The 4,565-nt window shown below is 74.8% G+C and carries 3 protein-coding genes and 1 pseudogene; 3 read left to right on the plus strand and 1 reads right to left on the minus strand.

Going from position 1 to position 4,565, the window contains the following annotated elements; translation table 11 throughout:
* The 3 genes from cobT to GTW43_RS28580 all read left to right on the plus strand — a co-directional run.
* Nucleotides 1-1,941: nicotinate-nucleotide--dimethylbenzimidazole phosphoribosyltransferase (gene cobT, locus GTW43_RS28570; protein ID WP_237536864.1), on the plus strand; the 1,941-nt coding region annotated here is incomplete at its 5' end.
* Between the two features lie 227 nt (nucleotides 1,942-2,168).
* Nucleotides 2,169-3,404, plus strand: coding sequence for a uroporphyrinogen-III C-methyltransferase (cobA, locus tag GTW43_RS28575; RefSeq protein ID WP_161304853.1), 1,236 nt, complete (start codon nucleotides 2,169-2,171; stop codon nucleotides 3,402-3,404).
* Between the two features lie 55 nt (nucleotides 3,405-3,459).
* Nucleotides 3,460-4,287: an RNA methyltransferase gene (locus tag GTW43_RS28580; protein ID WP_161304854.1), complete on the plus strand. Its 828-nt coding sequence runs from the start codon at nucleotides 3,460-3,462 to the stop codon at nucleotides 4,285-4,287.
* Between the two features lie 14 nt (nucleotides 4,288-4,301).
* On the opposite strand, the pseudogene GTW43_RS28585 reads toward GTW43_RS28580, so the two are convergent.
* Nucleotides 4,302-4,565, minus strand: a pseudogene (locus GTW43_RS28585) (serine/threonine protein kinase); the annotation flags it as partial.

A 4,565-nucleotide genomic window follows, 5' to 3' on the forward strand; every position in this document is an offset into this window, starting at 1 on the left:
GTCGCCGACGAGCCCGCCGCCCCGGCGGCCGAGGAGCCCGTCGCCGCCGTGCCCGCCCCGCGGGAGGGCGACGCCGACGCGACGCCCGAGCCCGCCGGGGAGCCCGTCGCTCCCGAGGCTGCCGACATCGCCCCCGAGCAGGCGCAGAGCGCCGACGAGCTGCCCACGGCCGAGGCCACCGACGCCGATCTCGACCCCACGCTCGCCGGCCCCGCCGCCCCGGGCTACGAGGACGCCGAGCGCGAGGCCGTCCTGCGCGTCATGCGCGAGCGCCGCGACATCCGCAACGGCTTCCGCAGCGACCCCATCCCGCACGAGGTCCTGCTGCGCGTCCTGGAGGCGGCCCACACGGCGCCCTCCGTCGGCCACTCCCAGCCCTGGGACTTCGTCGTCATCCGCTCCGCCGACACCCGGCGCACGATGCACGACCTGGCGACCCGCCAGCGCGACGCGTACGCCAAGTCCCTGCCCAAGGGCCGTGCGAAGCAGTTCAAGGAACTGAAGATCGAGGCCATCCTCGACACCCCGGTCAACATCGTGGTGACCGCCGACCCGACCCGCGGCGGCCGCCACACCCTCGGCCGGCACACCCAGCCGCAGATGGCCCCGTACTCCTCCGCGCTCGCCGTCGAGAACCTGTGGCTCGCCGCCCGCGCCGAGGGCCTCGGCGTCGGCTGGGTCTCCTTCTTCGACGAGCGCGAGATGGTCCGCACCCTGGGCCTGCCCGAGCACCTCGAGGTCGTCGCGTACCTGTGCGTCGGCTACGTCGACGAGTTCCCGGACGAGCCCGAGCTGATGCAGGCCGGCTGGTCCAAGCGGCGCCCGCTGTCCTGGGTCGTCCACGAGGAGACGTACGGCCGCCGCGCGCTGCCCGGCGAGGACCCGCACGACCTGCTCGCCGAGACCGTCTCCAACATCCGTCCGCTGGACGCCAAGGCGCTCGGCGAGGCCTGGGAACGGCAGAAGCGCATGACCAAGCCGGCCGGCGCCCTCGGCATGCTGGAGATCATCTCCGCGCAGCTGTCCGGCCTGTCCCGGGTCTGCCCGCCGCCCGTGCCGGAGCCCGCGGCCGTCGCGATCTTCGCCGGTGACCACGGTGTGCACGCCCAGGGCGTCACCCCCTGGCCGCAGGAGGTCACGGGCCAGATGGTCGCCAACTTCCTGGGCGGCGGCGCGGTCTGCAACGCGTTCGCGAACCAGGTCGGCGCCGAGGTCTGCGTCATCGACGTCGGCGTCGCCTCCGAACTCCCGGCCACGCCCGGCCTGCTGCCCCGCAAGGTCCGGGCCGGCACCGCCGACATGACGACCGGCCCGGCCCTGACCCGCGACGAGGTCAAGGCCGCCGTCGAGGTCGGCATCGAGACCGCCCGCGACCTGGTCGCCGCGGGCAACAAGGCGCTGCTGACCGGCGAGATGGGCATCGCCAACACCACGGCGTCCGCCGCCCTGATCTCCGTGTACACCGAGGCCGACCCCGCCGAGGTCACCGGACGCGGCACCGGCATCAACGACGAGACCCACGCCCGCAAGGTCGAGGTCGTACGCCGCGCCCTCGATCTGCACCAGCCCGACCCGGCGGACCCGATCGGCGTCCTCGCCGCGGTCGGCGGCCTGGAGCACGCGGCCCTCGTCGGCCTGCTCCTGGGCGGCGCCTCGCTGCGCACGCCGGTCGTCCTCGACGGCGTCAGCGCCGGTGCGGCCGCCCTGGTCGCCCGCGCCATCGCCCCCGAGGTGCTCGCCGCGTGCATCGCGGGCCACCGCAGCGCCGAGCCCGGCCACGTCGCCGCGCTCAACAAGCTGGGCCTGCGCCCGCTGGTCGACCTCGACCTGCGCCTCGGTGAGGGCACGGGCGCGCTGCTCGCCCTGCCGATCGTGCAGAGCGCGGCCCGCGCGATGCACGAGGTCGCGACGTTCGACTCGGCCGGCGTCACCGAGAAGTAGTCCCGCGCGAGGGAACGTCCGCCCACCGCCTCCCGCCGTGGGCAGACGTTCCGTCGGGTCTCCCCGGACCCTGGACGGCGTCCGGGGGAGGCACGGGTGGCCACGGCCCCCCGGCGCCGACCGGCCTGGTCAGCCGGCAAGGACATAAGCTGACCGCAAGAACCTGCATGTCACCGGGCTCCGAAGACGCAGCCCCACCCGCACGCTCGCCCCGGGAGCCACCCACGATGCCCGCCGCCACGCACCCCGCATACCCGGTCGGCCTGCGCCTGACCAACCGCAAGACCGTCGTCATAGGCGGCGGCCAGGTGGCCCAGCGCCGCCTCCCGGCCCTGATCGCCGCGGGCGCGGACATCACCCTGATCTCCCCGTCCGCGACCCCCTCCGTGGAGGCCATGGCCGACGCGGGCGAGATCCGCTGGACCCGCCGCCGCTACGAGGAGGGCGACCTCGCGGACGCCTGGTACGTCCTGATCGCGACCGGCGACCGCGCGGCGAACGCCGTCGCCTCCGCCGAAGCGGAGCGGGGCCGCACCTGGTGCGTCCGCTCCGACGACGCCGAGGCCGCCACCGCGTGGACCCCCGCCACCGGCCGCACCGAGGGCGTCACCCTCGCCGTCCTGTCCACCGAGGCCGCCGACCGCGACCCGCGCCGCACCGCCGCCCTGCGCGACGCGCTCGTCGAGGCGCTGCGCGACGGCACGGTGACCGTCCAGCGCGAGCACACGGCGGGCGTCGCCCTCGTCGGCGGCGGCCCCGGCGACCCCGACCTCATCACCGTCCGTGGCCGCCGGCTCCTCGCCGAGGCCGACGTCGTCATCGCCGACCGGCTCGGCCCCCGCGACCTGCTCGACGAGCTCCCGCCGCACGTCGAGGTGATCGACGCCGCGAAGATCCCGTACGGCCGGCAGATGGGCCAGGAGGCGATCAACCAGGCGCTGGTCGACCACGCCAAGCAGGGCAAGGCCGTCGTCCGGCTCAAGGGCGGCGACCCGTTCGTCTTCGGCCGCGGCATGGAGGAGGCCCAGGCGCTGGCCGCCGAGGGCATCCCGGTCACGGTCGTCCCCGGCATCTCCAGCTCCATCTCGGTCCCCGGCGCGGCCGGCATCCCCGTCACGCACCGCGGCGTCGCCCACGAGTTCACCGTGGTCAGCGGCCATGTCGCGCCGGACGACGCGCGTTCCCTGGTCGACTGGTCCGCGATGGCCCGGCTCACCGGCACCCTCGTCATCCTCATGGGCGTCGACAAGATCGGGAAGATCGCCGAGGCGCTCGTCGCCCACGGCAAGGACCCGGCGACACCCGTCGCCCTCGTCCAGGAGGGCACCACCGCGGCCCAGCGCCGCGTGGACGCCACGCTGGCCACGGTCGGCGCCACCGTCGTCGCCGAGGGCGTCAAGCCCCCGGCCGTCATCGTGGTGGGCCCCGTCGTCCACGAGAACCCCGTTCGTAACCCGCGGTAACGTCAGTTCGTACCGAGCCGTTGGCACCGCACCCAGGACAAGGCAGTATCGACCCGTGGCAGAACCCAGAGGTCTCATCACCATCGAGGACCCCGACGACCCGCGCCTGCGCGACTACACCGGCCTGACCGACGTCGAGCTGCGCCGCAAGCGCGAGCCGGCCGAAGGCCTGTTCATCGCGGAGGGCGAGAAGGTCATCCGGCGCGCCCGCCTCGCCGGCTACCAGATGCGCTCGATGCTGCTGTCCGCGAAGTGGGTCGACGTCATGCGCGACGTCATCGACGAGGTCCCCGCCCCGGTCTACGCGGTCGCCCCCGACCTGGCCGAACAGGTCACCGGCTACCACGTGCACCGCGGCGCCCTCGCCTCCATGCAGCGCAAGCCGCTGCCCACGTCCGACGAACTCCTCGCCACCGCGCGTCGCGTCGTCGTCATGGAGTCCGTCAACGACCACACCAACATCGGCGCGATCTTCCGATCCGCCGCCGCCCTCGGCATGGACGCGGTCCTGCTCTCGCCCGACTGCGCGGACCCGCTCTACCGCCGCTCCGTCAAGGTCTCCATGGGCGCCGTCTTCTCGGTCCCGTACGCCCGCCTGGACGCCTGGCCCAAGTCCCTGGAGACGGTCCGCGCCGCAGGCTTCGAACTGCTCGCGCTCACCCCCGCCGAGCGGGCCAAGCCCCTCGACGAGGTCGCCCCGCACCGCATGGACCGGGTGGCGCTCATGCTCGGCGCCGAGGGCGACGGCCTGTCCACCAAGGCCCTGATGGCCGCCGACGAATGGGTCCGCATCCCCATGGCCCACGGCGTCGACTCGCTCAACGTGGGCGCGGCCGCCGCCGTCGCCTTCTACGCCGTCGCCACCGGACGCCCCGAACTCTGACCCGGCGGCCCCGCTCAACTCTCCGGCTGTGCCTGCGGTGAGCGCGGCGCGGCGCTCGCCGGACCGGACGGCCGGTGCTCGTCACCGAGCCCGCGCGAGGGGCCCTGACAGCCCTGCGCCGCCGCGATGGCCAGCGCCACCAGCAGCGTCACCACCACGAACACGAAGAGCCGCTGCCGCAGCAGCCGCGGATTGGCCGGGCGCAGCTTCTTGCCCGCGCCCGTCCCGTTCGTCCGCGGCGCCGGACGTCCCGCACCACTGCGCGGCGCCGGGCGTCC

Origin of the sequence: Streptomyces sp. SID5785, from assembly GCF_009870065.1 — a bacterium.
Classification (GTDB): Bacteria; Actinomycetota; Actinomycetes; order Streptomycetales; family Streptomycetaceae; genus Streptomyces.